Raw genomic sequence first — 799 nt, 5'->3', positions numbered from 1 at the left:
GGGATAGGAAGGATGTAAAAAATGGGCGTAATTATAAATAATCAGAACACTAAGACATTAGGATTTGCCTTAGTCGGTCGTCCTAACATTCCTAGTGCAGAAAAGAGATATGAATCAACTGAGGTTGAAGGTCGTGACGGTAGTCTGACAAGATTTTTAGGTTACGAAGATTTGAAGTTTTCTTTGAATTTTAATATTTTGTTTCAAGATGATATCAAGCAAAAGTTAAGAGAAATCAAAGGAGTGTTGGCGCAAGCTAGAACTCTTTCCTTTGATGATTCACCAAACTTTTATTACAAAATCAAGCAAGCGCAGATATCTGAAACCGAAAGTGTAATTAGAGCGAGTGGTGTGTTCAGTGTTGAATTTATCGCAGAACCTTACGAGTATGAGACGAGCGCAACAGGAAATTACTCAGTTAAATCATTCACGATTGCTAACAAAACAACCACAACAGCTTTACCAGTAATCAAAATTTATGGCAGTGGTACAGTTGTGTTAACCGTAAATGGCAAAGGTATCACATTAACTGACTTGACAACAGATATCACGATTGATTCAAATTTGCAAGAAGCTTATTCAGGCTTAACAACTAACATGAATAGTAATATGAATGGTGAGTTTCCAATTCTAAAAACTGGGAATAACACAATCACAATCACAGGCAATGTAACAAAAACAGAAATAGATAATAACTGGAGGTGGCTAACTTGATAAATTTATATAAAAAAGATGAAACAACTTTTGAGCATAATGGACTAGGCTCATTGGATCATAATATTCTTAATCCAGAAATCAG

General features: G+C 34.8%; 1 protein-coding gene. It reads left to right on the top strand.

Translation table 11 applies throughout. The features are described from left to right. Nucleotides 1–21 precede the first annotated feature (21 nt). Nucleotides 22–714, top strand: a complete 693-nt coding sequence (locus LRA01S_RS10600; RefSeq protein ID WP_061775566.1) for a phage tail domain-containing protein — start codon at nt 22–24, stop codon at nt 712–714. Nucleotides 715–799 lie beyond the last annotated feature (85 nt).

Source organism: Pseudolactococcus raffinolactis NBRC 100932 (genome assembly GCF_001591765.1).
GTDB classification, from domain to species: domain Bacteria; phylum Bacillota; class Bacilli; order Lactobacillales; family Streptococcaceae; genus Pseudolactococcus; species Pseudolactococcus raffinolactis.
This window is presented reverse-complemented; position numbering and strand designations above follow the sequence as displayed.